25 protein-coding genes are annotated in these 25,614 nt (G+C 38.2%); 18 read left to right on the top strand and 7 right to left on the bottom strand.

Features of this window, described 5'->3' with window-relative positions:
• Positions 1-296 precede the first annotated feature (296 nt).
• The 3 genes from I6F53_RS07165 to I6F53_RS07175 all read left to right on the top strand — a co-directional run bounded on the left by I6F53_RS07165 (position 297) and on the right by I6F53_RS07175 (position 5,211).
• Positions 297-941: a chloramphenicol acetyltransferase gene (locus I6F53_RS07165; RefSeq protein ID WP_197239065.1), complete on the top strand. Its 645-nt coding sequence runs from the start codon at positions 297-299 to the stop codon at positions 939-941.
• A 160-nt stretch (positions 942-1,101) separates the two neighbouring features.
• Positions 1,102-1,926: a M90 family metallopeptidase gene (locus tag I6F53_RS07170; protein WP_197239025.1), complete on the top strand. Its 825-nt coding sequence runs from the start codon at positions 1,102-1,104 to the stop codon at positions 1,924-1,926.
• Between the two features lie 105 nt (positions 1,927-2,031).
• Complete coding sequence (locus I6F53_RS07175; RefSeq protein ID WP_197239026.1) at positions 2,032-5,211, top strand: amidohydrolase family protein; 3,180 nt, start codon at positions 2,032-2,034, stop codon at positions 5,209-5,211.
• Between the two features lie 40 nt (positions 5,212-5,251).
• Here the strand turns inward: I6F53_RS07175 and I6F53_RS07180 are convergent, their stop codons facing one another.
• Positions 5,252-5,824, bottom strand: coding sequence for a TetR/AcrR family transcriptional regulator (locus I6F53_RS07180; RefSeq protein ID WP_197239027.1), 573 nt, complete (start codon positions 5,822-5,824; stop codon positions 5,252-5,254).
• A gap of 104 nt (positions 5,825-5,928) precedes the next feature.
• Here I6F53_RS07180 and I6F53_RS07185 point away from each other — a divergent pair, with 104 nt between their 5' ends.
• Complete coding sequence (locus tag I6F53_RS07185) at positions 5,929-6,405, top strand: HPP family protein (protein WP_197239028.1); 477 nt, start codon at positions 5,929-5,931, stop codon at positions 6,403-6,405.
• Between the two features lie 31 nt (positions 6,406-6,436).
• On the opposite strand, the gene I6F53_RS07190 is transcribed toward I6F53_RS07185, so the two are convergent.
• Positions 6,437-6,778 carry a hypothetical protein gene (locus tag I6F53_RS07190; protein WP_002961684.1) on the bottom strand — a complete coding sequence of 114 codons (342 nt, stop codon included), beginning with the start codon at positions 6,776-6,778 and terminating at the stop codon, positions 6,437-6,439.
• A gap of 150 nt (positions 6,779-6,928) precedes the next feature.
• Between I6F53_RS07190 and I6F53_RS07195 the strand changes: the two genes are divergently transcribed.
• Entirely contained in the window at positions 6,929-7,681 is a 753-nt protein-coding gene (locus tag I6F53_RS07195; RefSeq protein ID WP_197239029.1) for a Nif3-like dinuclear metal center hexameric protein, read from the top strand.
• Between the two features lie 25 nt (positions 7,682-7,706).
• Here the strand turns inward: I6F53_RS07195 and I6F53_RS07200 are convergent, their stop codons facing one another.
• From I6F53_RS07200 to I6F53_RS07210, 3 genes are all read right to left on the bottom strand, one after another.
• Positions 7,707-8,471, bottom strand: a complete 765-nt coding sequence (locus tag I6F53_RS07200; RefSeq protein ID WP_197239030.1) for a YdcF family protein — start codon at positions 8,469-8,471, stop codon at positions 7,707-7,709.
• A gap of 54 nt (positions 8,472-8,525) precedes the next feature.
• A complete protein-coding gene (locus tag I6F53_RS07205; protein ID WP_197239031.1) occupies positions 8,526-9,413 on the bottom strand; it encodes a LysR family transcriptional regulator in 888 nt (295 codons plus the stop codon).
• Between the two features lie 486 nt (positions 9,414-9,899).
• A complete protein-coding gene (locus I6F53_RS07210; protein ID WP_197239032.1) occupies positions 9,900-12,269 on the bottom strand; it encodes a bifunctional diguanylate cyclase/phosphodiesterase in 2,370 nt (789 codons plus the stop codon).
• 292 nt (positions 12,270-12,561) lie between these two features.
• Here I6F53_RS07210 and pyrC point away from each other — a divergent pair, with 292 nt between their 5' ends.
• The 9 genes from pyrC (at position 12,562) to I6F53_RS07255 (ending at position 21,608) form a co-directional block, all read left to right on the top strand.
• Positions 12,562-13,614 (top strand): dihydroorotase, encoded by a 1,053-nt coding sequence (pyrC, locus tag I6F53_RS07215; RefSeq protein ID WP_197239033.1) that lies wholly within the window; start codon positions 12,562-12,564, stop codon positions 13,612-13,614.
• Between the two features lie 440 nt (positions 13,615-14,054).
• Positions 14,055-14,258 carry a cold-shock protein gene (locus I6F53_RS07220; RefSeq protein WP_002961702.1) on the top strand — a complete coding sequence of 68 codons (204 nt, stop codon included), beginning with the start codon at positions 14,055-14,057 and terminating at the stop codon, positions 14,256-14,258.
• Positions 14,259-15,530: 1,272 nt separating this feature from the next.
• Positions 15,531-16,301 (top strand): DUF3450 domain-containing protein, encoded by a 771-nt coding sequence (locus I6F53_RS07225; RefSeq protein WP_010553386.1) that lies wholly within the window; start codon positions 15,531-15,533, stop codon positions 16,299-16,301.
• Between the two features lie 6 nt (positions 16,302-16,307).
• Positions 16,308-17,672, top strand: a complete 1,365-nt coding sequence (locus I6F53_RS07230) for a MotA/TolQ/ExbB proton channel family protein (RefSeq protein ID WP_166420650.1) — start codon at positions 16,308-16,310, stop codon at positions 17,670-17,672.
• Positions 17,672-18,196, top strand: coding sequence for a MotA/TolQ/ExbB proton channel family protein (locus I6F53_RS07235; protein ID WP_002961709.1), 525 nt, complete (start codon positions 17,672-17,674; stop codon positions 18,194-18,196). The genes I6F53_RS07230 and I6F53_RS07235 overlap by 1 nt, the downstream gene beginning before the upstream one ends.
• 14 nt (positions 18,197-18,210) lie before the next feature.
• Positions 18,211-18,615 (top strand): ExbD/TolR family protein, encoded by a 405-nt coding sequence (locus I6F53_RS07240; protein WP_007583867.1) that lies wholly within the window; start codon positions 18,211-18,213, stop codon positions 18,613-18,615.
• A complete protein-coding gene (locus tag I6F53_RS07245; protein WP_007583869.1) occupies positions 18,615-19,232 on the top strand; it encodes an energy transducer TonB in 618 nt (205 codons plus the stop codon). Before I6F53_RS07240 ends, I6F53_RS07245 begins: the two co-directional genes overlap by 1 nt.
• An 11-nt stretch (positions 19,233-19,243) precedes the next feature.
• A complete protein-coding gene (locus I6F53_RS07250) occupies positions 19,244-20,503 on the top strand; it encodes a tetratricopeptide repeat protein (protein WP_166420651.1) in 1,260 nt (419 codons plus the stop codon).
• 61 nt (positions 20,504-20,564) lie between these two features.
• Positions 20,565-21,608 (top strand): hypothetical protein, encoded by a 1,044-nt coding sequence (locus I6F53_RS07255; protein ID WP_197239034.1) that lies wholly within the window; start codon positions 20,565-20,567, stop codon positions 21,606-21,608.
• Between the two features lie 16 nt (positions 21,609-21,624).
• On the opposite strand, the gene I6F53_RS07260 is transcribed toward I6F53_RS07255, so the two are convergent.
• Together I6F53_RS07260 and I6F53_RS07265 are read right to left on the bottom strand one after the other, a co-directional pair.
• Positions 21,625-21,951: a TraR/DksA family transcriptional regulator gene (locus I6F53_RS07260; protein ID WP_166420653.1), complete on the bottom strand. Its 327-nt coding sequence runs from the start codon at positions 21,949-21,951 to the stop codon at positions 21,625-21,627.
• Positions 21,952-22,012: 61 nt separating this feature from the next.
• On the bottom strand, positions 22,013-22,993 hold the full coding sequence (locus tag I6F53_RS07265) for a tRNA-dihydrouridine synthase (protein WP_197239035.1): 981 nt from the start codon (positions 22,991-22,993) through the stop codon (positions 22,013-22,015).
• 226 nt (positions 22,994-23,219) lie between these two features.
• On the opposite strand from I6F53_RS07265, the gene I6F53_RS07270 reads away from it, so the two are divergent.
• The 4 genes from I6F53_RS07270 (at position 23,220) to I6F53_RS20770 (ending at position 25,584) form a co-directional block, all read left to right on the top strand.
• Entirely contained in the window at positions 23,220-23,675 is a 456-nt protein-coding gene (locus tag I6F53_RS07270) for an HvfA family oxazolone/thioamide-modified RiPP metallophore (RefSeq protein WP_197239036.1), read from the top strand.
• Positions 23,676-23,742: 67 nt separating this feature from the next.
• Entirely contained in the window at positions 23,743-24,600 is an 858-nt protein-coding gene (locus I6F53_RS07275) for an HvfB family MNIO-type RiPP peptide maturase (RefSeq protein ID WP_231616564.1), read from the top strand.
• A 36-nt stretch (positions 24,601-24,636) separates the two neighbouring features.
• Positions 24,637-25,389 (top strand): HvfC family RiPP maturation protein, encoded by a 753-nt coding sequence (locus I6F53_RS07280; protein WP_197179703.1) that lies wholly within the window; start codon positions 24,637-24,639, stop codon positions 25,387-25,389.
• Positions 25,390-25,461: 72 nt separating this feature from the next.
• Positions 25,462-25,584, top strand: coding sequence for a hypothetical protein (locus I6F53_RS20770; RefSeq protein ID WP_269435941.1), 123 nt, complete (start codon positions 25,462-25,464; stop codon positions 25,582-25,584).
• The last annotated feature ends 30 nt before the right edge of the window (positions 25,585-25,614 follow it).

Here is a 25,614-nt window from a genome sequence, read left to right on the forward strand (position 1 = left end):
TAAAATACTTTTATACGATGGCAGAAAGCCTCATTCTAGAGCCTCGAAGGGAGCGAAGTTTTCCTCGCTCAGTCAAGGCAAGACCGCAGCGGTACGCTAGAAATAAAAAAGCCGCTCACCTTAAGTGAACGGCATTAGTGCAATTGCACACCTTTTGTTTGTCTGTAAGTTAAGGGGCGTTGATCTTTGCGGATTTAACCTTGAAAGATTAACAGGCCTAATGCAATTACTATTGAACAGCGGTACACTTTATTTTTAATTTTGTGCGGCACATTATGACTCCCTCAACTTCTCTCATGCAGCCTATCGATTTAGATAATTGGCCTAGAAAACAACATTTTGAGTTATTTAAAAACTTCTCTCAGCCTTATTTTAATGTGTGCGTACGTTTAGATGCTCAAGCACTTTACGATTATTGCAAAACCAATCAACTTTCTTTTTTTCAAGCGTATGTATATTGCACCTTAAAAGCGTGCCATGAGTACGACTCAATAATGCTACGTATTATAGATAGTAAGCCATGGCTACTTAACAGTGTTCGCGCAAGTGTGGTTGAACTATCTGAAAACGATACGTTTGTTTTTAGTTATTTTAATAGCACAAGCGATTTTGAAGAGTTTGCAAGCCATGCAAATGATGTAAGCAAAAAAGCGAAATTACAGCCGTTATTCTCAGATGCCTTTTCCCAAACAGAAGGGCAGGCCGATTTAATTCATATATCTGTTTTGCCGTGGCTAAATTTTAGTGCGTTTTCGCATGCATTTAGTGAAGGGGAGAGTTTAGGTATTCCTAAATTCGTATTTGGACAGTTTGATAAACACACGGGCACAATGCCTTTAGCTATCGATGTACACCACTCATTAATGGATGGTTTACACGTAGCAAAATTTATAAACACTTTGCAGGGGACCTTTGACACTTTTTGCAGAGGTTCACTTTAAATACATCATTTAGCGGCAGTGCAAAGCAGTAAACAATTTATAAGTAATCTATAAGCAATGCGATGTGAATTACTTTATATTCAAATACATAACTTTATATAGTTGAAAAGCATGCGTGCTGGACATATTTATATACCATACCTTAGCTCAGGAAATACCCATGATAAATGGACTGTTAATCTTTATTTTAATTCTTTTTGTGGTGATTTTCTGGCGTTGGCCATCAATTCAGAATCGACTATGGCGCAGGAAATATAAAGACTTTGCTTTAAATTCACAGCAAAAAGATATTTTATTGCGTTGTATGCCTATCTATAAAAAAATGACCGATGCCGACAGAGAGAAATTAGAGCGACACATAACGTGGTTTTTAAACGAAAAACGCTTTGTGGGTTGTGATGGCTTAAAACTAACATCCGCAATGAAGCTAATTGTAGCGGCTGATGCGTGTGTATTAGTGCTCAACAAACCGTGGCCGTTGTATAAAAATGTAAAAGAAATTTTATTGTACCCAAGTGCTTATTATGCACCGCAATCAACCCGCGATAGTGCAGGACTTGTTAGTTACCATAATACAGTAAGGTTAGGCGAATCATGGCCTGGTGGCACACTTGTACTCAGTTGGCATGATGTGCTTGAGGGTAATCGTTTACCAAGCGATGGACATAATTTAGTTTTTCATGAATTTGCGCATCAACTTGATCAAGAAACAGGTAAAACGACAGGCACACCCATTTTAAAAAGCTCAGCAGATTACGCTGAGTGGGGCCGAATATTTAGCCGCGCGTTTACTCAGTTAAAAAGTCATGTTGCCTATAGCATGCCGCACGTTATTCACAGTTACGGTGCGACTAATGAAGCTGAGTTTTTTGCTGTTATAACCGAAACCTTCCTCGAAAAGCCCGCAGAGCTTCGCCGGTACGATCCTGAAATTTATAGTATGTTGGTTAATTACTATCAATTTGACCCTATTGTTTGGCATTAAACCTATATAAACCGCGCTTTATCATATAACGCTGGCAAGTTGCGTTTGTTTTTGTTGCAATCATGTAAAATAGTTTTTACTGCAACAATAACAAGCGAGAAACGCATGAAAAAAATGCTTCATACAGTATTGGCGCTTTCAGTGTCATTAGCGATAGGGCAAGTGAATGCCGCTGAAAAAGAAGAACAAAAATGGCAAGTAGATTCACCTAAAGGGCAATTTGTTGACGCTGCAATAAGTGTTGAGCAAGGTACATGGATGAATATCGATGTAAGCCCAGATGGTAAAACAGTGGTATTTGACTTACTTGGCGATATTTACACTATGCCATTGAGTGGCGGTACAGCAACAAAACTCACCTCTGATATTGCATGGCAAATGCAGCCTCGCTTTAGCCCCAATGGTAAAAGTATTGCGTTTACGTCAGATCAAGGTGGCGGCGATAATATTTGGATAATGGACTTAGATGGCGAAAATCAACACGCTGTTACTGACGAAACCTTTCGATTGTTAAATAGTCCTGCATGGAGCCCTGATGGGGATTACTTAGTTGCACGTAAGCACTTTACGGCGAGTCGTTCACTCGGTGCGGGTGAAGTGTGGTTGTATCACAAAGCGGGCGGCAAGGGTGTACAGCTTACAAAACGAGAGAACGATCAAAAAGATTTAGGTGAGCCTATGTTTTCACCTGATGGTCGTTATGTTTATTTTTCGCATGATGCAACACCCGGTAAAACATTTCATTACTCAAAAGATTCTGTAGCGGGTATTTATAAAATTAAGCGCTACGACCGTGAAACAGGTGAAATTGAAACCGTAATCGATACGATGGGTGGTGCTATTAGGCCTACGCCGTCGCCAGATGGAAAAAAATTGGCGTATATAAAGCGTGATGACTTTCAAACAAGCCTCTATTTATATGATTTAACCAGTGGTGAGCACACTAAGCTTTACGATAAACTTGAGCGAGACATGCAAGAAACATGGGCTATTCACGGGGTTTACCCAACCATTGCATGGACACCCGATAACGAAGAATTGGTATTTTGGGCTGGTGGTACAATTCACAAGCTAGATGTTGCCGATAAATCTGTGAAAACCATTCCTTTTAAAGTGCAAACGACTAAAAAAATTCAAAAAGCGGTGCGCTTTACACAAAACTTAGATACTGATGAGTTTGATGTAAAAATGCTGCGTAACGTGCAAGTAAGTCCTGATGGCGAAACGGCCATTTTTGAAGCACTTGGGCACATTTATAAACGCGATTTAGAATCGGGTAAAATTAAGCGTTTAACAAAGCAAACTGATCATTATGAATTATTCCCGCAGTACTCTCGTGATGGTAAAAAAATAGTTTACACCACATGGGATGATAACAAGCAAGGCTCAGTGCGTGTGGTGTCTGCGCGCAGTGGTCGTGGCGATACAATTACGAAAGAGCCAGGTAAGTACGTAGAGCCTACGTTTAGTCCAAATGGTAAAATGGTTGTTTATCGAAAAGCCACCGGTGGCAGCATATTAAACCCTAAGTGGTCACTTAACCCCGGTATATATAGCGTAAGTAGTAAAGGCGGGAAAAGTGAGCTGATTTCAAAAAGTGGTTATCAGCCTCAATTTGGTGATGCAAACGATCGCGTTTTTATAATGAGTCCTTGGCCAAAGCCAACGCTAAGTGTGGTTGAGCTTGAAAGTAAAAAAGTTCGCAAATTATACGAGTCAGAGCATGCGACTGAATTTAGAGTATCGCCAGATGGTAAATACCTCGCGTTTGCGGAGCGATTTAAAGTATTTGTAACGCCGTTTGTCCAAAGTGGTAAAACAATTAATATTGGGCCTAAAGATAGTCAATTTCCAATAGAGCAGCTATCGGTACGTGCGGGTGAAAATATTAGCTGGAGTGCTAAAAGCAACACGCTTTACTGGACATTAGGTGCAGAGCTTTATCATGCAAGCCTTGATGGCATGTTTGCTATTAATAAAGCCGAAGATGCCGATTTTAAAGTAAAAAGTGGCGATAACATCGGTTTTAGTAAAAAAATGGCTGAGCCAAAGGGAATGATTGCGCTTACTGGTGCAAAAATTATAACTATGGATGGCGAAAAGGTTATTGAAAATGGTGTAATTATCACTGATGGCAAGCATATTAAAGCAATTGGTACAGCCAGCGATATAAGCATCCCTAAAGGTGCTGAGGTTATTGATGTAACAGGCAAAACAATTATGCCCGGTATTGTTGATGCTCATGCACATGGCTCGCAAGCAAGTGACGAAATTATACCTGAGCAAAACTGGAAAAACTTTGCAGGTTTAGCGCTGGGTGTAACTACAATTCACGATCCATCAAACGATACTTCAGAAATATTTACCGCAAGCGAAATGCAAAAGGCAGGCATGATTGTTGGCCCGCGTATTTTCTCAACCGGTACTATTTTATACGGCGCAAATATGCCAGGTTATACTTCGCATATTGACTCGTTAGACGATGCAAAATTTCATTTAGAGCGCCTTAAAAAAGTAGGTGCGTTTAGTGTTAAATCGTATAACCAGCCTCGCCGTGAGCAGCGCCAACAAGTTATCGAAGCAGGCCGGATGCTTGAAATGATGGTTGTCCCTGAAGGCGGCTCATTATTACAACATAACTTAAGTATGATTGTAGATGGACACACAGGTATCGAGCATTCAATCCCTGTAGAGAACATATACGACGATATAAAGCAGTTATGGTCGCAAAGTGATGTTGGTTATACGCCAACTTTAGTTGTGGCTTATGGTGGCATTTGGGGTGAGAACTACTGGTACGATAAAACTGATGTGTGGAATCACCCGCGTTTAAGTAAATTTGTGCCTAAAAATCAATTATTACCACGCTCAATGCGCCGTATTAAGGCACCTGATCATCATTATAACCACTTTAATAACGCACGTGTTGCTGCTGAGCTGCAAGACTTAGGTGTATTGGTTAACTTAGGTGCTCACGGTCAGCGTGAAGGCTTAGGTGCACACTGGGAGATGTGGATGTTTGCACAAGGCGGAATGACTCCACTTGAGGCTATACGTGCATCAACAATCGATCCGGCTAAGTATTTAGGACTTGATAAAAACGTAGGCTCGCTTGAAGTGGGCAAACTTGCCGATTTAATGGTGATAGATGGCGATCCGCTTAAAAACATTCGAGATTCGGATAAAGTTGATTACACCATGATCAATGGTCGATTATTTAATGCAGAAACGATGAATGAAGTGGGTAAAAAAGAACGTCAACCGCTTTACTTCGAAAAGCTATAATTTATTTTAACTTTTTAAGAGCGGCTATTAGCCGCTTTTTTTAGCTTTGTATTATGTGTTTTAGCAACGCAGTGCTTGGCATTACGAGTGATTGATTATGCATAACACGCGCTTGGCATATTAACCCTTCTTTTAAAGTAAATAATGTTTGTGCGATATTTTCGGCTTTAACTTTATTATTTCTTAGCTGAGGAGTGGCAAGTAAAGCATTCAATATAATTTTAAGCACAGCGTGTTTATGTGCTTTACACTGTATTGCAATAGAATGTGCTGGAAATGGATATTCAGCTGCTGCGTTTATAAAAAAGCACCCATTAAAATCACCCAATTCAGGCACTGCATTATTAAACCAACTCGTTAACCCTGCAAATAATCCATTAGCTACGTCAAAGGCATTTTGTTTTTCACAGGTTTGTTTTAGCCAATTATTAAAATTTTTATCACGCATGGCTAAGCAAGCAAGTATTAGATCATCTTTGCTTAAGAAGTGATTATAAAGCGTTTTCTTAGCGATACCTGAAACGGCTAGAATTTCATTAATACCCACAGCATGTATACCTTTGTTATAAAAGAGATTAAGTGCTGTTGTAATGATTTGCTCTCGTTTATTCATAAAATCCCTTAAATATTAGCCGAAGTATATCTTGACATAAGTAGACAGACTTGTCTATTCTTGCCAGGTAGACAAGTCTGTCTATCTTTATTTAAAGGTGTAACATGAATATTGAAAATATTAAATCAGCCTGTATTGCTGGCTTTTTTTCAGCGCTGGTATTGGGGTTTTTAGCTTGGCTTAATAATATGGGAGACTACGGGCTATGGTTGATGGCACCTTTTGGTGCAACGGCGGTACTTGTGTTTGGTATTCCAAATAGCCCATTAGCACAGCCAAAAAACGTGATTGTTGGCCATCTTCTAACAGCATTTGTAGGGATTGTTTTTGTTACTTATGTTGGTGATGGTAGTGTATCTATTGCATTAGCTGTTGGTGTTGCAATTACACTCATGATGCTCACTAAAACAGTGCATCCTGCGGCGGGTGCTAACCCTATTTTGATTATTGTATCAGGGCAAAGTTGGGACTTTTTGATTATGCCAGTATTAGTCGGGACGATGTTTATTGTTATTTGTGGCTTTGCTGCAAAGTGGTTACTGTCTTCTTCGGTAAATAGCGGGCATAAAAAAACCGCTTAACGCGGTTTCTTTTAAAAATCATAAATGTTGATTAAACAACACCGCGCGGTAAGCGACAGTCATGATCTTTACGAGCTAAAATTACAATCCAAAGTTCTTCCGCTGTGTAACCTTCTTCGTTTTCGGTAACAACAGTGAATGGCGCTTTTTTCTGTGCTTTAACAGGCGCAGCTGCTTTTGGTTTTTTCGTTTTAGTTGTTTTGCCAGAGTTTAACTTTTTAGTAAGCTCTGCTACGTCAGCTAGGCGTAAATTTTTACCGCCATCGATGCTGTACCAACCAGGTTTAGTTGTGATTTCAGGTTTTTTACCATTGGCAGTTTCGTACGCTGCTTCAAAGGCAGATAACACTTCTGTTTTGTCTAGTTTGCTCATCAGAGACCCTATACGTTGTGAACACAGATAAAGAAGCCGTATTTATACCTATTTTAAAACAGTTTTTCAATTTTTTGCGATTTTCCTTCCATTTTAGAGCTATAAACGCCAAAATTTGCACAAAATTCAGTGCTAAGTAAGGTAAGTTATATGCAACGTAGAGAATTTAACCAACTCCTAAATGACATTTTAAAACCTCAATTAATTAAAGATTTTTGCCCAAATGGCTTACAAGTTGAAGGTAAAAACGAAATTAAAAAAATTGTGACGGGTGTAACCGCAAGTCAAGCTTTAATAGATGCTGCCATTGAGCAACAAGCAGATGCTATTTTAGTTCATCATGGATTTTTTTGGAAAGGAGAATCTCAGCCAATAACGGGAATGAAGAAGCGTCGTATAACTGCGTTACTAGCAAATGATATTAATTTATTTGGGTATCACTTACCACTCGATATTCATCCAGCAGTTGGCAATAACGCGCAACTTGCAAAGTTATTGGATATTGAAATTGAAACAGGACTAGAGCCAACTTCAAATAGCGTAGCAATGAAAGGGCGTTTAAAAACACCATTAAGTGGTAAAGCGTTTGCAGATAAAATCGCAAAAGTGCTTAACCGAACACCACTTACAAGCCTCGTGCGCTTAGCTAAAATTGAAACCATTGCACTGTGTACTGGTGGTGGGCAAGGTTATATTGACTTAGCTGCAGAGCAAGGCATTGATGCCTACCTAACGGGTGAGGCATCGGAGCAAACTATTCATAGCTCTCGTGAGCAAAATATTGATTTTTTTGCAGCTGGGCATCATGCAACAGAGCGCTATGGCGTAAAAGCTTTGGGTGAGTTGCTTGCTCAAGAACATGGCTTTGACGTCACGTTTATAGATATAGACAACCCTGTTTAGTAATATCTGTTTCTTAGTGAATAAACTAAAGCGCTTCTGGGTTTGCCCAGCGGCGCACTGTGATCCATGCATTTCCAATTACTTCATGAGCATACTGCGTTACTACCAACAAAGCCTGAGCATTAGGTATAAATTGTTTATGCCACGGTAATACAGCAAAGTTATGGTAATCAGTGGCTGCGGTTATTACTTCAATACCTTGAGTATTAAATAAGTCTTTGGCGCGGGGCATGTGCAGCACAGATGTTACTAGGGCGACTTTAAAATCAACTAATTTAGGTGCTAATAATTTAGCTTCTGCTGCGGTATCCATCGCTTTAGGATTTTGGAGCATTCGACTTTTATTAATTCCTAAACTAATTGCCGTTTGATACATAAGCCCGCTATTAGTGGTATTTTGGTAACCTCCTCCTGAAACGATAAGCTCTGCATTAGGGTAGTGCTTTGCTAGTTTTACACCTTCTACTAAGCGCGTTAGTGCACAATTACCTAATTGATTATTTGAACTTAAAGCCGAATTTGGATTTATATCGCAACCGAGCACGACTATTTTGTCTATTTTTGGATGCTTTAAGGTATTAAATGCAAGCGACACAGGTTCATTATTGTGGATAATTAAATTGGCGATAAAGGGTGTGCTCAATGCAAGCAATACAACTAAGCTTAAAGTTGATAAGAAGAGAGCTGATTTACGACCTTTAAATGCAAGTAGTAGCATCAGGCACGCAAATAAACCAAATAGAGGCAGTGGCATTAGCAAGCCACCAATCATTTTTTTAATAACAAACATAAGAGTTAAACGCTGTAGAGTTAATTACAGCGATATTACTCATTATATTGATGATTATCGACCGTTATTTAACTTACACGTATTTAAAAAGTGACGATAAACAGGGTTGTCTTTCATGTCTTTTTTCATTGCTAAATACATAGGACGAGTAAGGCCAAGAGCGCCCAAAGGAATTGACTTTATTAGGCCTTGGCTCTCGTAAGGTGTAACTAGCCAATCAGGTAAAGCCGCAACACCCATTCCAGCACTCACTAGTTGAAAAATAAGTAACCCTTGATCAACCGTTTTTAACGTACCGTCAAAACGAGCATTTTGAATGAAATGCTTAAATATATCTTGGCGTTCACGCGGGATAGGGTATGAAATAATAGTTTCGTTTTTCAGATCAAGTGCGGTTACATACGCTTTTTTAGCAAGTTCATGATCCGGCGCCACAATAAGCTTTAATTTAAAATCAAATAAGTGTGCGTATTCCAATGCATCGGGTTCACGTATGTCAGATGTCAGAACAAGGTCGAGTTCATCGCTTAATAAATCAGGAATTGCGTCATAACTAAAGCCGCGTTCGTAATCAATTTTTATATCAGGCCAAAAGTTATTAAATTCTTTAATGGTAGGTAATAGCCAATGAAAACATGCATGGCACTCCACACTTAAACGCAGTTGAGAAATCGGCTGGTTTAAACTTTCCTTTAAGCGGCATTTAGTTGCTTCTACTCTTGGCAATATTTCGTGAGCTAGCTCAAGTAATAACATTCCTTGGGGTGTAAAGCGGACAGGCTGAGTTTTACGCTCGAATAATTGGCAATCTAGTTTGTTCTCTAAATCTTTGATTTGATGAGATAAAGCAGACTGTGTTAAAAACAACTCGCGCGCTGTATTAACCAAAGATCCTGTTTCTTTTAAGGTAGCTATCGTTTTTAGGTGTTTAAGACCAATCATCTTTAAAAATTCTCATGGTAAAAGTGAGTTTAGCTCAGATTAGCTACATACTACGCCTATATAAAAAACGTTTCAACGTCTAGATGGCTAAAGGTTTTCAGTTTATCGCTGCTTATTACTACGAATCACGAAAATATTAGAATTATTATCGATAAAAGTCATTCAAAAACTGGTTTGATGAGTTTTAGATGAGTTTGATTCATGTTGTATTTTGAAATTTATTAATTACGATATGTTTAATCTCGGCGTAAATATCGACTGTATAGATGATTGGAGATGAGGATTTTATGGATAAATTACTTTAGATTATGGTTTAAAGCTAGGTTTGAGAAATAGCAGGGTAAGTACTTAGTTATATGCTTAAGGTAGTAAAATCACGTGGAAAACTAAAATAGCTTTTACATGATTTTAGTGTAGACCAATAAAAATTATATACGTAATACCTGAGCCAGCGACATACTCGCTGGCTTTTATATAAGGGGTTTTTTACAAGGGCTTATTAATAAGTAATATGGCTTCTTTGGCAGTGACAGGTTTTGACTTTAAAAAGCCTTGGCCGTAATTGCAAGCGGTCGATTGTAAAATAGCTAATTGCTCAGGTGTTTCTATTCCCTCAGCAACCACTTCAAGCTTTAACGATTGTGCAAGTGATAAAATAGCTTCAACTAGAGGGTTCGTGGAGTCTTGTAGGTGGTCAATAAAGCTTTTATCTATTTTTAAAATATGAATAGGCAATTGGTGTAAGTAGCCCAGTGCTGAGTAACCTGTTCCAAAATCGTCAAGGCATAACTTTACTTTTAGAGGTGATAGCCCCTCGATTATTTGGGTGGCGAGCTCTAGATTTTCTATTAAGCCTGACTCGGTAATTTCTAAGCACAAAGAACCTAGAGGTAATTGGTACTTATTATAAATAGAGTGTATTTGGGCTACAAAATCGAGACTTGCAAAGTGTCGTGACGATACATTAACCGTTACTTTTAAAAAACGGTGCCCTTGTTTATGCCAATTTGAAATATGCTGGGCTGCTAAATCGAGTAAATGTAAGTCAAGATTTATAATTTGCCCTGTAGTTTCAGCTATTGGTATAAAGTCATTAGGTGGTACAAACCCCTTTGTAGGGTGGTGCCAGCGCACAAGTGCTTCAAATCCGATAACTTCACTTGTGGTTATTGTAAAAATGGGTTGAAAATAGAGCTCAAACTCGTTGTGTTCAATACCGTGTTGTAGATCGTTTTCAATATCGGCATGAGTTTTAAGTTTTTTACGCATCGCGTTGTTAAAAAACTTAACCTGACCACGTCCAGTCGATTTAGCTTCGTACATAGCAGCATCAGCTTGTTGCAGTAATATATAAGCTTTATCATTTATATCATCAGCATAGGCAATGCCGATACTCGTAGAGGCCTGAAGTAAGTGGCTATCTACATTAAGAGGTTTTGCTAATACGTCTTTAATTCTGTTTAAAGCTTCATTAACTTGGTTTTTATGCGTGATATTTTCCATAAAAATAGCAAATTCATCACCGCCTAAACGTGCAAATGTATCAGTGCTTCTTACTGTGCTTTTAATCAGGTCGCATATTTTTATAAGGAAATGATCGCCTACTTCATGCCCAAGCGAATCATTAATACTTTTAAAACGGTCAAAGTCTAGATACAACAATGCATGGCTAGTGCTTTTTTTTGCACGTGTTAAACACAAAATAGCATGTTTTATTCTCTCAATAAGCAATGAGCGATTAGCAAGGCCGGTAAGCTCATCATGTAATGCTTTATGCTCAAGCTCTTGTCGGGCTAACTGCCTATCTATAGCCATACTTATTTGGCGACTCACATAGGTGAGAAGGGTGCTATCGTGTTCGTTGTAGTGCTGCGTTTTATCATAGCTTTGTACGACAATAACACCACTAATATGATCACTTGTTTTAAATGGAACGCCTAACCAAGACTCAGACTGCCTACCCACCATTTTAAAATCACCGTTATTTATATGACTTTGAAACGCGTCTTTATCGAGTAATAAGGTTTGCTCTGTTTGCAGTAAATAATACGAGGCTGTGTCTTTTAGTTGTTCTTTAGATATTTTTTGATGGGTTTTGGAATTTATGCCTTCTTCGACTATGTAAACGAGATCGAGAATGTCTACTTTTTTGTCGTATAGCGCAATAAAAAAATTATCAGCGAGAAGTAAATTGTTGATAATTGAATGAAGGGCTTCAAAAAATGTATCTAAGTCGTTAGCTTTATAGGTTAGATTTGCTATTTGTAATAAGCTATTTTCTAATTTTTGTGCATTATTAAGTTGTTCAACTGTTTTCTGTAAGCTGTTTACCGTATTTACTTGGTTGATTTTTGCACTGAGTAAGTGAGCAACGGTTGTCAGTATTTCTAGGTGGGCATTAGTAAAGTAGCTCTTAATTGGATGTTCGCAATCAATAACACCCAAAACTTGTTCTTTATATATAAGAGGAACACATAGCTCTGATTGAGCAGGGCGTTCATCAGCAATATAGCGACTATCTTTTGTTACATCATCTATAACCACCGCTTTGCCGGATGTTGCAACAGCACCAGTAATACCTTCACTAAAGTGGATAACTTTACGCTCTGCTTGATATTTGTCGCGCGCGTGAGCAATACCCATCGATGCAACTTGGTTTAATGTATTTGCTTTATTGTCAGCAAGATATATAACACAATCAACAAATCCTAAACGGTTTACAACATGCGTTGTAACATACTCAAATAACTCTTCTAGTGTATCGAGTTGTAATAAGCTTGATGAAAACTGATTTATAATACTCAGTTGATCAGTTTTTATTTCAAGAGCTCTAGTAGCATCAGTTTTGTAAGGCATAGGCAATTTATATTATTCTTTTTATTTTTAAATACAGGGTTAAGTTAACCTAATCTCGTATTTTTGTACAAAATAAAGCGATGAGTGGTTTTAATGGTTTGTGAAGGGGTGTGATTAATTGCTTTAATTAATTGTAAATTATTGCAATGGGCCAGTGCTATTGAATTAGAACATTGGGCTTTAATCACACACCTTGGTAGTGTCATCAATATAAAATATTATTTTTAATAAAATCTTTACTCGAAAACATCATATGCCTATGATCGGATAAATTCAGCCTTGGAACAAAGTAATGACACGCAATAATACAAACTCTGTAACAACCCTTACTATCACTCGTCCAGATGACTGGCATGTACATTTACGTGATGGCGACCAGCTAAAGGATACTGTACGAGACATTAGCAGATACATGGGTCGCGCTATTATTATGCCAAACCTTGTTCCTCCAGCAACATGTACTGATACCGCTCTTGCTTATCGAGAACGCATTATGGCAGCAGGCCCACAAGGTGCCTTTGAGCCTTTAATGGTGCTTTACCTTACTGATAAAACGACACCAGACGAAATAAAAAAAGCAAAAGCAACGGGCAAAATAGTAGCTGCAAAGCTTTATCCTGCTGGCGCTACAACAAACTCCGATTCAGGTGTCACGTCAGTAAAAAATATTTACCCGGTTTTAAAAGCAATGCAAAAAGTAGGTATGTTGCTGTTAGTACATGGAGAAGTTACTGATTCATCAATTGATATTTTTGACCGTGAAAAAGTATTTTTAGAGACTATTTTAGGGGATGTAGTAAATGATTTTCCTGAACTTAAAATTGTACTCGAACATATCACAACCAAAGATGCAGTAGAGTTTGTAGTTAATGCGCCAAGCAATGTGGCTGCAACGATTACAGCTCATCATTTACTTTATAATCGTAATCATATGCTAGCAGGTGGAATTCGCCCACATTATTATTGTTTGCCAATCCTCAAGCGTAATACTCACCAACAAGCGTTGATGGGCGCTGCAATTAGTGGTAATAAAAAGTTCTTTTTAGGAACTGATTCTGCACCACATTATAAAGACAAAAAAGAAGCTGCTTGCGGTTGTGCTGGAGCCTATACGGCTCATGCCGCAATAGAGTTATACGCTGAAGCATTTGAAGATGCTGGAGCATTAGATATGCTTGAAGGGTTTGCAAGCCACTTTGGACCTGACTTTTATGAGCTGCCACGTAATACAGATACAGTTACATTAGAAAGGAAACCGTGGAAAGTACCAGCAAGCTATACTCTAGGCGACTCTGAGGTTGTGCCTATAAAAGCGGAAGATACTATTGATTGGTTTGTTAAATAGTTAATAATATATATTCAAACTAAAAGTCGCTTAATTTTTAATGCGGCTTTTATGTTTCTGTTATTGGTATTATAAGAATGTCACTTTGGTAATATGGCGGTTGTAGGGGGCTTTTTCATACGCTTATAGCAATATATATTACAATAATACTTTATAGTTTTTGCTTGTAAATTAGTCAGTTAAAGGCGATTTAAAACAAATATATATTTTTAATAAAAAATTTCCAATTAATAGAGCGAAAAAAAAAATAATGTGTTAATCTTACCTTGCTTTGAGTTTTATGTATTGAATTTACGGATATTGTGCTGCGTTTAAGGTTACCGGTTAGGTTATTACTTGTTCCTGTACTGTACCTCCATATTTTTGAGCATTGACTCAGGGAGGATATTGCCATAATAATATGGCTGAATTTTAATTATTGACTTACAGGAAAATTTAGTATGTCGGTTACTGGTAAAGTAAAGTTTTTCAACGAAGCTAAAGGCTTTGGTTTCATTGAACAAGAAAATGGTCCTGACGTGTTTGTACATTTCAGCGCAATCACTGGTTCTGGTTTTCGCACTCTTAGCGAAGGTCAAGCAGTGACATTCAGCATCAAACAAGGTCAAAAAGGCCCTGAAGCTGAGAACGTAGAAGCAGCATAATTTATTATGTGAACTCTAGTTCATCTTGGTGAAGCAGTTTTCTGTTTCACCATAATTCTTCTCTTTCAACATATCCTTTCTTCATCACCCACAAATACCTTAATCTTAAATTCAAAACTATCTATCCATATCTACGTAAATTTCTTATTTTAATGTAAGCTTCCAAAGTATTTATTCCTTGAATAATTCAATAATTTCACCAGCCTCTAACGCTGTTAAATCATTTTCTATAGTTTATTAAACTAGTATCAAATTATACCAATCTGCTTATATCCACCTGCTTAATTAAGTGATCTATTTTGAGGCAAGAAAACCGTGTCGATAACAAGGCAAAATTTCGTTATTGGGTTGTTCTCGGCAATTGCTCCTCATTGCTCTACCTCCTGCATCCATGCAGTTGTATATCAGGAGTTTTTAACGCAGTTAGCGTCAGATTTAATCTCTCAAATTGATTAAGTATTATTGCGGGTTGATATTATATATGAGATCTATTTAAGCAGATTGGTACAACTAGAAATGGGGGATTGCTTTTATAGGCCTCGACTGTGTTAGATAATTAGAACTAAGGCTCATTCTCGGTATATTTTTGTACAGTAGAGCGACTTTTTTGAGTAGTCTAATTTAGATAGATTTAAGAGAGTTAAAAACTAATTTAAAGCGCTAAATAAAGCTAGCTTCATTATCGAGAGTGATTGGCTGGTTTGGGCTTGCTTAAGTGAACTCATTATTAAGATTATTATTACTATTTATGGGAAATACATTTCAAAAAAATCTTTGAGAATGAACCCACAAAGTGGGTGTTTGCAGTATTTGAGGTAATATAGTGTTGTTTTTTTGTGCGACAAACGGTTTGTTTTCTCAGATGAAGTGTTAGCGAAGAGATAAAATGTGTCGAAATCGTCTAAAAAATAACTTTTGTTATATCTATCTGTATTTTTTTTCGTTTTTTTTCAGTGCGAATTCAGGCTTAGCTAAATGTTGCAATAATGTTGTTTTATGTCAGTGCAATGCGAATAAATACACCCCTTAAAAGGCTTTAATAGAAATATTAAGAGAAAGCTTGGTTGCAATAATGTTAACGATTGTGCGCTGGTACTTTTGTTTAAGCATCAACTTAGCTATTTATTTACTGCGATTAGTAAACATCAAGTTGACAGCGCTAATTGCATTTAGCATTATTGGAAGGTTGATATCTATTAAAAGATATCAGGGTTGTTCTCCTCGGAGGATAATTAAATTATAAAAGTAACATTACTTAATTGGTTGGGAACTATGTCTGTTAAAATCAGAAAGAGTCTTGTAGCAACTGCGTTGGTTGGCGCATTTGCATTTGCAAGCAGCAATGTGATTGCAGATCCTTTGAATGACGTGCAAAAAGCAGGTCAACAAATTCAAAAGGCTGCGGTTAAGTCTCAAACTAAAATTGACAATGTATATGGTCAAACTCAGGAGCTAATCGCTGAGTACCGTAGCGTTGTTGATGAGACTGAACTTATGAAAGTGTATAACGATCACGTGTCGCGCTTGGTTGATAGCCAAAACGCTTCTATCGAATCGTTTGATCGTCAAATCGCTACGATTGATAACACGAAACAAAACGTTGTGCCTTTGATGTATCGCATGATCGATACGCTTGAGCAATTCATCAAAGCGGACGTTCCATTTAATCTAGAAACGCGTTTAGGACGTGTTGAAAGACTACGTGAAATCATGGTTTCTGCGTCTGTAACGACGTCTGAAAAATTCCGTCAAGTACTTGAAGCTTACACTATTGAAACAGCATACAGCTCTCTTGTATCTGCTTCTCAAGGTACATTAGAAGTTGATGGCAAGAGCATTAACGTTGATATCGGTCAGTTAGGTCGTATCACTTACGTTGCTCAGTCTTTTGACTTGAAACATGCTTGGGTGTGGGATAACAACACTAAACAGTGGAAAAAATTAGGTGAAGAATACCTAAAACCTGTTAAAGAAGTTATTCGTATGGCGCGTAAGCAAGCGACATTAGAACTTGTTAAACTACCTATCTTTGGCGCGGAGTAATCAATAATGAAGAAACTATTTAAAGGTTTTGCTGTTGCCGCAGTACTAACTGTTTCTGCAGGTACCGCGTTAAATGCACATGCAAATACTGGAGCTCTAGATAAAATTCTTGAGCAAGTAAAGCAAGAGCGTATCTCTGAAGGTAAAATCGATAAGAAACGTGAACAAGAGTTCTTATCAGATCGTGCTGACAAGCAATCTTTACTTAATAAAGCTAAAAGCCAACTTGCTTCTGAGAAGTCTCGTGGTGAACGCTTAACTAAGCAATATGCACAAAATGAAAATACGTTAGCAGAAAAAGAAGCCGCTCTTCAAAGTGCCCAAGGTACTTTAGGTGAGATGTTTGGTGTTGTACGTCGTGCAGCTCAAGACGCTATCGGTTCTATCGAAGCATCACTAGTTAGTGCTGAGAAACCAGGCCGTGCTGAAATCTTACGTTCATTAGCTGCTGCTAAAGAACTTCCAACTGTTCGTGAACTTGAAGAACTTTGGATTTCACTTCAAACAGAAATGACTGAATCAGCTAAAGTTTCAACTTTTGAAACTGAAGTTGCTGGTCTTGACGGTAACCCGTCAATGAAAAAAGTAACGCGTATCGGTAACTTTAACTTAGTTACAGACGATGGTTACTTAATTTATTCACCAGAAACTAAGTCTATTCAGCCTCTAGGTAAACAGCCTGATAGCTATATTTTAGACGGTATCACTGATCTTGAAAATACATCACCAGATAACTACGCTGGTGTTTATATCGATCCGACTCGTGGTGCTATCTTACGTATCAACACTCAAAAAGCGACACTTATGGAATACTTCCATCAAGGTGGCGTAGTTGGTTATATCATTACAGCTTTACTAGCTTTAGGTATGCTAATTACTCTAATTCGTTTTGTTGACCTTACACTTACTACTAGTAAGATTAAGAGCCAGCTTAAAAATGTTGCTACACCGAATACAAATAACCCACTGGGTCGTATTCTTAAAGTGTACCATGACAACAAGAACCAAGATGTTGAAAACCTTGAGCTTAAACTTGATGAAGCGATTCTACGTGAAACGCCACGCATCGAAGCTGGTATCAATATAATTAAGATTCTTGCTGCAATCGCACCATTACTAGGCCTACTAGGTACAGTAATCGGTATGATCTTAACGTTCCAAACAATCACATTGTTCGGTACGGGTGATCCGAAGATCATGGCAGGTAACATCTCTCTAGCACTTGTAACTACAGCGCTAGGTCTAATTGCTGCATTACCACTAATTCTACTTCATGCTCTAGTAGCTGGTCGTAGTAAGTCGGTATTACACATCCTTGATGAGCAAAGCGCGGGTATCGTTGCTACTCACGCGGAGAAGGAGAAAGCCTAATGCTAGTCCTGATGGAGATATGGGAATCTATCAGGGATTTTGTTGGCACAGGCGGCCAGGTTTTATACGTGGTCGCGATAGCACTCTTTCTGATGTGGGTTTTAATGATTGAGCGCTATTGGTTTCTACTTGCAGAGTTTCCTCGCACAGCGAAAGAAATTGTAGCAAAGTGGGATGCCCGCCAAGACACTACGTCTTGGTACGCACACAGAATCCGTGAAGCATGGATTTCTGAAGCGTCTGAAAAATTAGATCAGCGTATGTTGTTGATTAAGACATTAGTAGCTGTTTGTCCTTTAATAGGCTTACTTGGTACTGTTACTGGTATGATCTCGGTTTTTGAAACCATGGCCAACCAGGGTACAGGTAACGCACGTTTAATGGCATCAGGTATTTCAATGGCAACAATCCCAACAATGGCTGGAATGGTTGCGGCACTATCTGGAGTATTTTTTAGCTCACGTCTTGAGACAAAAGCTAAAATGGTGAAAGCCAAACTTATTGATAGTATGCCTCATCACTAGAGAGAGAATTAAATATGGCACGTAAACAACGTTTTCGTGAAGAAGAAGAAGCAGCGGTTGATATGACGCCAATGCTTGACATCGTATTTATCATGCTTATTTTCTTTATCGTAACTACATCGTTCGTTAAAGAGGCTGGTATCGAGGTCAATAAACCAAAAGCTGCCCAAGCTACTAAGCAAAAAAATGCTAACATTTTTATTGCTATTCGTAGTAACGGCGAAATCTGGGTTGATAAACAACAAATTGATGTTGAACGTATTTCAGCAAAAATCGAAAGTTTATTAGCAGAACAACCTACTGAAGTTGTGATTATACAAGCTGATAAAGAAGCTAAACATGGCACAGTGGTTAAAGTTATGGACCAGATTAAAGCGACGGGTGACAACCTTAGAATTTCAATAGCTGGAGATCAGTAATGATTCGTTTTCTGTTTTCACTGATTGCAGGTGGGGCAGTTACTTTCGGCTTGTTCTACTTCATGGCCTTCCTCATCTCTGGTGGGGCTGACCGTAATACGGAACAAAAAGAGCAGATCATAGTCGAAATAATGACGAATCCGCCTGAATCTAAGGTGCAGGAGAGGAAGCGTGTACCGCCTCCTCCTCCGCCACCGCCAAAGCAGCCGCCTAAACCGCAGCCGCCACAGCCGGAAAATAATAATCCAAACCCTGGTGCTATGTCATTTAACATGGGTAGCATTGATGTTGGTAGTTCAGCTGGTGGACTTAGTGGTCCTGGTGCATTTGGACGAGATGGTGATGCGACACCTATCGTTCGTATAGAACCAAAATATCCAACGCAAGCAGCACGTGATGGCAAAGAAGGTTGGGTACAACTTTCATTCACAATTGATGAGTTAGGTGGAGTAACTGACGTTGAAGTAATTGACGCAGATCCGAAGCGTATCTTTGACCGTGAAGCTAAACGTGCACTGCGTAAGTGGAAGTACCGTCCTAAGATCATTGACGGAAAACCACAGAAACAACCAGGTTTACAAGTTCAATTAGACTTTAAACTTAACCAAGGCAACTAAGGAGGCGAGTAATGAGAAATTTTTCTAAAGTAACTGCTCTTGCGATTCTTATGTCTGTGACTGGTGCTACTTTAAGTGCATCTGTTTTAGCGGCGCCAGATTACGCAAAGATTGAAGAGCGTAAAAAAGCAAAAACTAAAATCATGGGCGAGCGTACTGGTAAAAAAGTAATTAAAGCATTTGATTTGTACAACGAAGAAAAAGTTGATGAAGCAATTGTTTTGCTTAGAGAGATTGATGCTTCGAATGACTTTGATAAAGCGACCGTTAACCGTTACTTAGGTAGCATGTACGCTCAAAAAGAAAAGTATGATGAAGCGATTAAATATTCTAAACAAGCAGTTGCCCCTGATGTTTTAAACTTTGCTGACCAAGAACAAACACTAAAACTGTTAGGTGATTTATACGCCGGTACTGAAAAGTATCAAGAGGCCAAAAAAGCGTATGTAGCTTGGATGGACTTTACCGGTCAAGAAGACCCTACGGTTTATACACGGATTGCTCAAGCTAACTATCAGTTAGAGCAATTTCGTGATGTTTTTGAACCAGCAGATAAGGCAATTAAACTTCAAAAAGAACCTAATAAAGGTCCTTACCAATTAAAACTGGGTGCATACTTTGAACTTAAAGATTATGCAAACATGGTTAAGATTGGCGAAGAAATTGTTCGTGTATGGCCTGATGATAAAAAAGCTTGGGTTAGCTTAGGTAAATATTACCTACAAACCGAAGACTATCAAAAAGGTTTAGCAACGATGGAAGTTGCTTACAAGAACGGTTACTTTGAAAATGAAGTTGAGTATAAAGTCTTATCTAACTTTTACTCTTTAAACGAGATCCCTTTTAGAGCAGCTGTAACGCTAGAAAAGGCCGTTAAGAGTGAAAAAGTAAAACGTACAAAGCAGAATGTTAGCGCGATTGCTAGTAACTATCACCGCTCTAAAGATTTAGAAAAAGCTGCTAAGTACTACGAAGAAGCTGCTAAATTTGATGACGACGCTGAACTTTACCGCAAAGCTGGTTCGTTACTTTTACAATCTGAGAAATTCAGTGCCGCTGTTGTTCGTTTGAACAAAGCATTAGAGCTTGGCTCTGATAAAAAGGGTACTATTTACTCAGATTTAGCTGAAGCGTATTACTACCAAGGTAAGTATAAGCAAGCATATGCTGCAATTACTAAAGCTATGGATGACCCTCGCACACGCAAGTTTGCAAAAGGTTGGTCTACATATATTAAAGATAAAGCCGCTCGCAACGGTGTTAAAATTTAATTTTAATTAGCTAATGCAACTTATAAAAAGCCCCTCTGGGGCTTTTTTTATTGGAACTACTATGTATAAAAAGCTCTCTTTTTCATTACTACTGTGCCTATTTTTAGCGGCATGCTCAAAGCAGCCTCAACCTTATAAGTCATTTGAAGACGCACAAGTTGCTTTAAAAACTTTAAACATGGCACTTGTACAAGATGATTCTAAAAAAACCGGTAAAATCACTAAAGAACAATTGCTTTTCTCAAATGCATATTTGGCAGAGCGTCATACTATTTATCAGAACTTAATGGATATTGAGCTTAATCTTAATCAAATTGCGCAAGTAAACTATTTGGTTATTGCGGAGCGTTTTCCTGGGCGCTATTTTAATTGGCCAGCTCAAGTAGATGTATTGAAAAACATGCTTGCTTTTGAAGACTCAAAAAACTCACCAGATAGTATTATTACGTGGCTTAAATCAACCCAAGACACGTTAGACAGTGCTAAACAAAGCAATTTAAAGCTAAATAAGATTGAGCTTACATTATTACAAAGCTATGTATCGAGTGCGATAGACAATAATGATGTTCAGCCAGCGCTTAAAAGTCATATAAGGGCTTTTAACGATTATTTAGCCAGTTATAAGCCCAGAGGTAGCATTGGTTTAAGGGGCCTGCCAAATGGCACTGAGTGGTATCAGAGCAAACTTAATTACTTTAGTGGCGAAGTACATTCTCCGTTGGAATGGGTTACTCTTTTAAATGAAAAAATAAAAGTATTAGATCGTGTTACATTCGATAGTAAAATGTCTACTTCTCATCAAAAATCGTTTTTAGCGCAATATTTATCGAGTGAAAAGCTAATTGAAGGGCTTGATTGGCAGACTGATTATCAAGACTTACCTGCAATGGCGAGCAATATGAATATGTCTGATAAAGGTAAAACATTGATGCTTGCAATGATGGAATCGGATATAGGCATTCATTATCATGCCTGGACTTTACCACAAGCAAAAGTGAATCTTATAAAACGCCTAGAAATGAGTCAAGAAGAGGCTCAGTATTTAGTGGAAGATATAATACTCTACCCAGGGCAATCATTTAGCTTTATACAACAAATTATATAATGATTTTAAAGTGCGCTTATGATGCGCACTTCGTACACCGTTGAGTTGCGGGGTCTAGTTCAAGTGATTTGGCCGATATTTTTTCTTCACAGTCACAGCAGTAACCATATTGGCCAATTTCTATTTGGCTTAGTGCAGCTTCTAGTTCAGTCATGCGGCTAATTAAAAGTGCATATTCAGGCCCAAGCTTCTCGGCGGCACAATCTAACCATTCATTATTTGCTGTATTATCTAAAATTTGTATTAAATGCTGATGTGCAGGATAGGCTGATTTAGAAAGCATAGTTAATATATTTAATTTAACTTGTGCTATTTCATCGCTTAGTCTTTTTTGATGATGCATTATCAGTACAACCTTATTAAATTGGCTTTACGTTATACTGATATTATCAAGGGGCTTTAAGTTAGCTGTTATGATTTGAATCAAGTTGCGGTGCTTTGGCGTATTTATTTAATACACTGGCCACGTCTTCTTTACTTTTTAAACGCCTAATTTCATCAAATAAATCGATAGCTTGCGGATACTGACGCTTTAGATAGCCAAGCCATTGCTTGGTACGCGAAGCAAAGTACTTTTCATCTTTTGCAGGGTCTTGATGGATCGCAGAGTGAATTAAATGATAAATAATATGCTCCCATTGTAGGCCATCATAGTGTTCGTTATTTACATGAGCTTTAATTTTTTTTGCTAGATCAGGATGTGAAAGGGCGCCGCGACCAAGCATTAAATCAGTGCATCTACTTCGTTTTTGACAAAGCATTGCGTCCTCAACTTGCCAAATTTCACCATTGGCAACAACGGCAATATTTTTGTCTTTTATTATTGGTGGAATTTTTTCCCAATAAGCTGGCGGGTTGTAACCATCACGTTTGGTTCTGGCGTGTATTGCCACACTATTTGCGCCTGCGCTTACTACGGCATCAACAATTTCTTGGCTGTTACTGTCGTCATCAAAGCCTAAGCGAATTTTTGCACTTACTTCATGTTCATCATCTACGGCGTCTCGGACTGCTTTAATAATAGTGTACATGTGGTCAGGATCTTTAAGCAATACAGCTCCGCCGCGACTACGATTTACAGTTTTTGCTGGGCAACCAAAGTTAAGGTCGACCCCATGAGATCCTAAGGCAATTGCTCTTATTGCATTTTCGGCTAACGGATTTGCTTCTTGGCCGAGCAATTGAACACGTACTGGAGTGCCTGCTCGCGTAAAACCATTATTATGTAGCTCAGGACAAAATCGATGAAAAACTTTGTCAGGTAAGCATGCCTCAACCACTCTTACAAATTCGGTAACGCACAAATCGAACCCACCAATGTCTGTGAGTAATTGGCGCATTTTAAAATCAACGACACCTTCCATAGGCGCTAAAACAAGTTTCATAAGGTGATTAATTCTGATAAAAAACTGGACGCATAGTTTACCTGCAAATCACACATTGATAAATCTGTAATTACCAACCATATTTAATGTAGAAATTGCAAAAGTAAATAATATGAAAATAAATGAAAGTTTTTATTCTTGTACGGGTCTACTTAAGCATACAAGCAATTTAAAAATACATTTTTATTGCTGAGATTTATAATCCTTGATTAAAGAGAGTCATAAAATGAATACAATTAAAAAAAATACAATCGCGTTAACTTTAGGTGCAGTAGTTGTTGGCTCTGCAAGCTTTGTATCTGCTGACGTACAAGCGAACCCATTTGAGTTCCAACAATTAGTAACAGGTTACCAATTAGACGCAACTGAAGGTAAATGCGGCGAAGGTAAATGTGGTGGCGACGCAAAAGATACTAAAGACATGAAAACCAAAGCTGAAGGTAAATGCGGCGAAGGTAAATGTGGTGGCGACGCAAAAGATACTAAAGACATGAAAACCAAAGCTGAAGGTAAATGCGGCGAAGGTAAATGTGGCGGCGACGCAACAGATGCTAAAGGTATGAAAACTAAAGCTGAAGGCAAATGCGGCGAAGGTAAATGTGGCGGCGACGCAAAAGATGCTAAAGGCATGAAAGCAAAAGCTGAAGGCAAGTGCGGCGAAGGTAAATGTGGTGGCCGTTAATTTCTTATTCTAAATAAGTTATGCTAAAAGGGCCTTAAGGCCCTTTTTTGTTAAGTTAGAGGTAGCTATGACACAAACTCAAAATACAGATTTCGGGATGGTGGGACTTGGCCTACGACGAGAAATGCTTGGTGAACTGCTTGAGCATGTACCTAATCAAGTAGATTTCTTAGAAGTTGCGCCAGAGAACTGGTTAAAGCTAGGGGGTCGTTTTAAAAAACAATTTAAAACATTAACAGATGCACATAACTTTGTGTGCCATGGTTTGTCATTGTCTATTGGCTCACCTGAACCGCTGGATGTTGAATTTGTTAAGTCTTTAAAAGGTTTTTTTGAAGAGCACAATATAAAAATTTTTAGTGAGCACTTAAGTTACTGCTCTGGCACCGGGCATATGTATGACTTAATGCCAATTCCGTTTACGCAAGATGTTATTTCGCACGTTGTTTCACGTATTAAGCAAGTACAGGACATACTAGAACAGCAAATTGCGATAGAAAATGTTTCTTATTATGGCGCTCCTGGGCAGCAATTATCAGAACTAGAATTTACAAATACTATTTTAGAACAAGCCGACTGCAAGCTTTTACTTGATGTGAATAATATTTATGTTAATTCGATTAATCATGGCTATAACGCACAAGAATTTTTATCTGGATTGCCTTCTAACCGTATTGCCTATGGACACGTCGCCGGGCATTACAATGAGGCTGATGACTTAATAGTGGATACACATGGCGCTGATGTAATCAGTCCTGTGTGGGAGTTACTTGATAAGGCATATGAAGTACATGGCGTATTTCCAACTCTGCTTGAGCGTGATTTTAATATTCCCACTATAGATGTGTTAACCAAAGAATTAGACATAATTCATGAGCTACAAGCTAAACACCTTAATTCGACTATTTCAAAACAACGAGCTTAATATAAGCCTTTATAAACATTAAAAGAGTGCCTAGTTATGAGCTTTATTGAAATACAAAACGAATTTATGGCGCATATTCGAGAGCCTAAAAAAAATAAAAAGCCCAGCGGGATTGAAGATAGACGAATGGCTATTTATCGCGACCTATTTTTTAATAATATTGAAGGCTTTGTGTCATCTGGTTTTCCAGTGTTAAAAACACTATATACCGATAAACAATGGCAGGTACTTGTACGCCAGTTTTTTAGCGAATATGATTGCCATTCGCCGTACTTTTTAGATATAGCAGGGGAGTTTATTAATTACTTATCAAGTGATTATAAAATGAAAAAATACGATCCTGTGTTTATGCTAGAACTTGCGCATTATGAATGGATAGAACTAGATGTATCGATTGCACACGAAGATGAGCAAGAACAAAAATTACTAACAACAGCGCTTACTTGTTCTGCTTTGTATTTATCCAAAGCAGCTAGAAATTTAAGTTATCAATTTCCAGTTCAAAATATTAGCAATCACTTTATGCCTAAAGAGCCATCACCACAGCCTAATTGTTTTGTTGTATATAGAGATGAAGATGATGACGTTCAATTTTTGGCTACAAATGCGATGACTGCTTTATTGTTGTCAATTATAGAGGCAAGTGATGGAGCGACATTTGACGACGTTTGCCAACAGGTATTAGCTCACGCGCCGCAATTTAATGCAGAGCAAATTGCTCAAGGTGCATTGGTTACCCTTAATGCAATGGTTGAACGCGGTGTCATTGTGACAAAAAATCAAGATTAAGGTCTTTATTGATGATTTTACATCGTCTATTATGGCACCCTTATTTGCCGTGCTTAATAAAAGGTTGTACCAATGTCAGATGATAAAGACTTTAAAGATCCGTTCAACGCTACTTACTTTCTTGCTTTCTTAGCTGTATTTGCAGGGGTTGGTTGTTTAAATGCAATATTAGGCTGGATCACTAGCTTAACTTAAAATGCATAGCGTTTATTGAGGCTGTTGCTT

The organism is Pseudoalteromonas sp. SWN29, assembly GCF_015864465.1.
Taxonomy (GTDB): domain Bacteria; phylum Pseudomonadota; class Gammaproteobacteria; order Enterobacterales; family Alteromonadaceae; genus Pseudoalteromonas.

Excerpts from the sequence above, each read along its gene's own strand:
- I6F53_RS07200 (WP_197239030.1), bottom strand. The coding sequence starts at position 8,471 with ATGTTTGTTATTAAAAAAATGATTGGTGGCTTGCTAATGCCACTGCCT.
- I6F53_RS07235 (WP_002961709.1), top strand. The coding sequence starts at position 17,672 with ATGCTAGTCCTGATGGAGATATGGGAATCTATCAGGGATTTTGTTGGC.
- I6F53_RS07170 (WP_197239025.1), top strand. The coding sequence starts at position 1,102 with ATGATAAATGGACTGTTAATCTTTATTTTAATTCTTTTTGTGGTGATT.
- I6F53_RS07205 (WP_197239031.1), bottom strand. The coding sequence starts at position 9,413 with ATGATTGGTCTTAAACACCTAAAAACGATAGCTACCTTAAAAGAAACA.
- I6F53_RS07195 (WP_197239029.1), top strand. The coding sequence starts at position 6,929 with ATGCAACGTAGAGAATTTAACCAACTCCTAAATGACATTTTAAAACCT.
- I6F53_RS07270 (WP_197239036.1), top strand. The coding sequence starts at position 23,220 with ATGAATACAATTAAAAAAAATACAATCGCGTTAACTTTAGGTGCAGTA.
- I6F53_RS07210 (WP_197239032.1), bottom strand. The coding sequence starts at position 12,269 with ATGCCTTACAAAACTGATGCTACTAGAGCTCTTGAAATAAAAACTGAT.
- I6F53_RS07250 (WP_166420651.1), top strand. The coding sequence starts at position 19,244 with ATGAGAAATTTTTCTAAAGTAACTGCTCTTGCGATTCTTATGTCTGTG.
- I6F53_RS20770 (WP_269435941.1), top strand. The coding sequence starts at position 25,462 with ATGTCAGATGATAAAGACTTTAAAGATCCGTTCAACGCTACTTACTTT.
- I6F53_RS07260 (WP_166420653.1), bottom strand. The coding sequence starts at position 21,951 with ATGCATCATCAAAAAAGACTAAGCGATGAAATAGCACAAGTTAAATTA.
- I6F53_RS07240 (WP_007583867.1), top strand. The coding sequence starts at position 18,211 with ATGGCACGTAAACAACGTTTTCGTGAAGAAGAAGAAGCAGCGGTTGAT.
- I6F53_RS07230 (WP_166420650.1), top strand. The coding sequence starts at position 16,308 with ATGAAGAAACTATTTAAAGGTTTTGCTGTTGCCGCAGTACTAACTGTT.
- I6F53_RS07245 (WP_007583869.1), top strand. The coding sequence starts at position 18,615 with ATGATTCGTTTTCTGTTTTCACTGATTGCAGGTGGGGCAGTTACTTTC.
- I6F53_RS07265 (WP_197239035.1), bottom strand. The coding sequence starts at position 22,993 with ATGAAACTTGTTTTAGCGCCTATGGAAGGTGTCGTTGATTTTAAAATG.
- I6F53_RS07220 (WP_002961702.1), top strand. The coding sequence starts at position 14,055 with ATGTCGGTTACTGGTAAAGTAAAGTTTTTCAACGAAGCTAAAGGCTTT.
- I6F53_RS07280 (WP_197179703.1), top strand. The coding sequence starts at position 24,637 with ATGAGCTTTATTGAAATACAAAACGAATTTATGGCGCATATTCGAGAG.
- I6F53_RS07190 (WP_002961684.1), bottom strand. The coding sequence starts at position 6,778 with ATGAGCAAACTAGACAAAACAGAAGTGTTATCTGCCTTTGAAGCAGCG.
- I6F53_RS07175 (WP_197239026.1), top strand. The coding sequence starts at position 2,032 with ATGAAAAAAATGCTTCATACAGTATTGGCGCTTTCAGTGTCATTAGCG.
- I6F53_RS07275 (WP_231616564.1), top strand. The coding sequence starts at position 23,743 with ATGACACAAACTCAAAATACAGATTTCGGGATGGTGGGACTTGGCCTA.
- I6F53_RS07165 (WP_197239065.1), top strand. The coding sequence starts at position 297 with ATGCAGCCTATCGATTTAGATAATTGGCCTAGAAAACAACATTTTGAG.
- I6F53_RS07185 (WP_197239028.1), top strand. The coding sequence starts at position 5,929 with ATGAATATTGAAAATATTAAATCAGCCTGTATTGCTGGCTTTTTTTCA.
- I6F53_RS07225 (WP_010553386.1), top strand. The coding sequence starts at position 15,531 with ATGTCTGTTAAAATCAGAAAGAGTCTTGTAGCAACTGCGTTGGTTGGC.
- pyrC (WP_197239033.1), top strand. The coding sequence starts at position 12,562 with ATGACACGCAATAATACAAACTCTGTAACAACCCTTACTATCACTCGT.
- I6F53_RS07180 (WP_197239027.1), bottom strand. The coding sequence starts at position 5,824 with ATGAATAAACGAGAGCAAATCATTACAACAGCACTTAATCTCTTTTAT.
- I6F53_RS07255 (WP_197239034.1), top strand. The coding sequence starts at position 20,565 with ATGTATAAAAAGCTCTCTTTTTCATTACTACTGTGCCTATTTTTAGCG.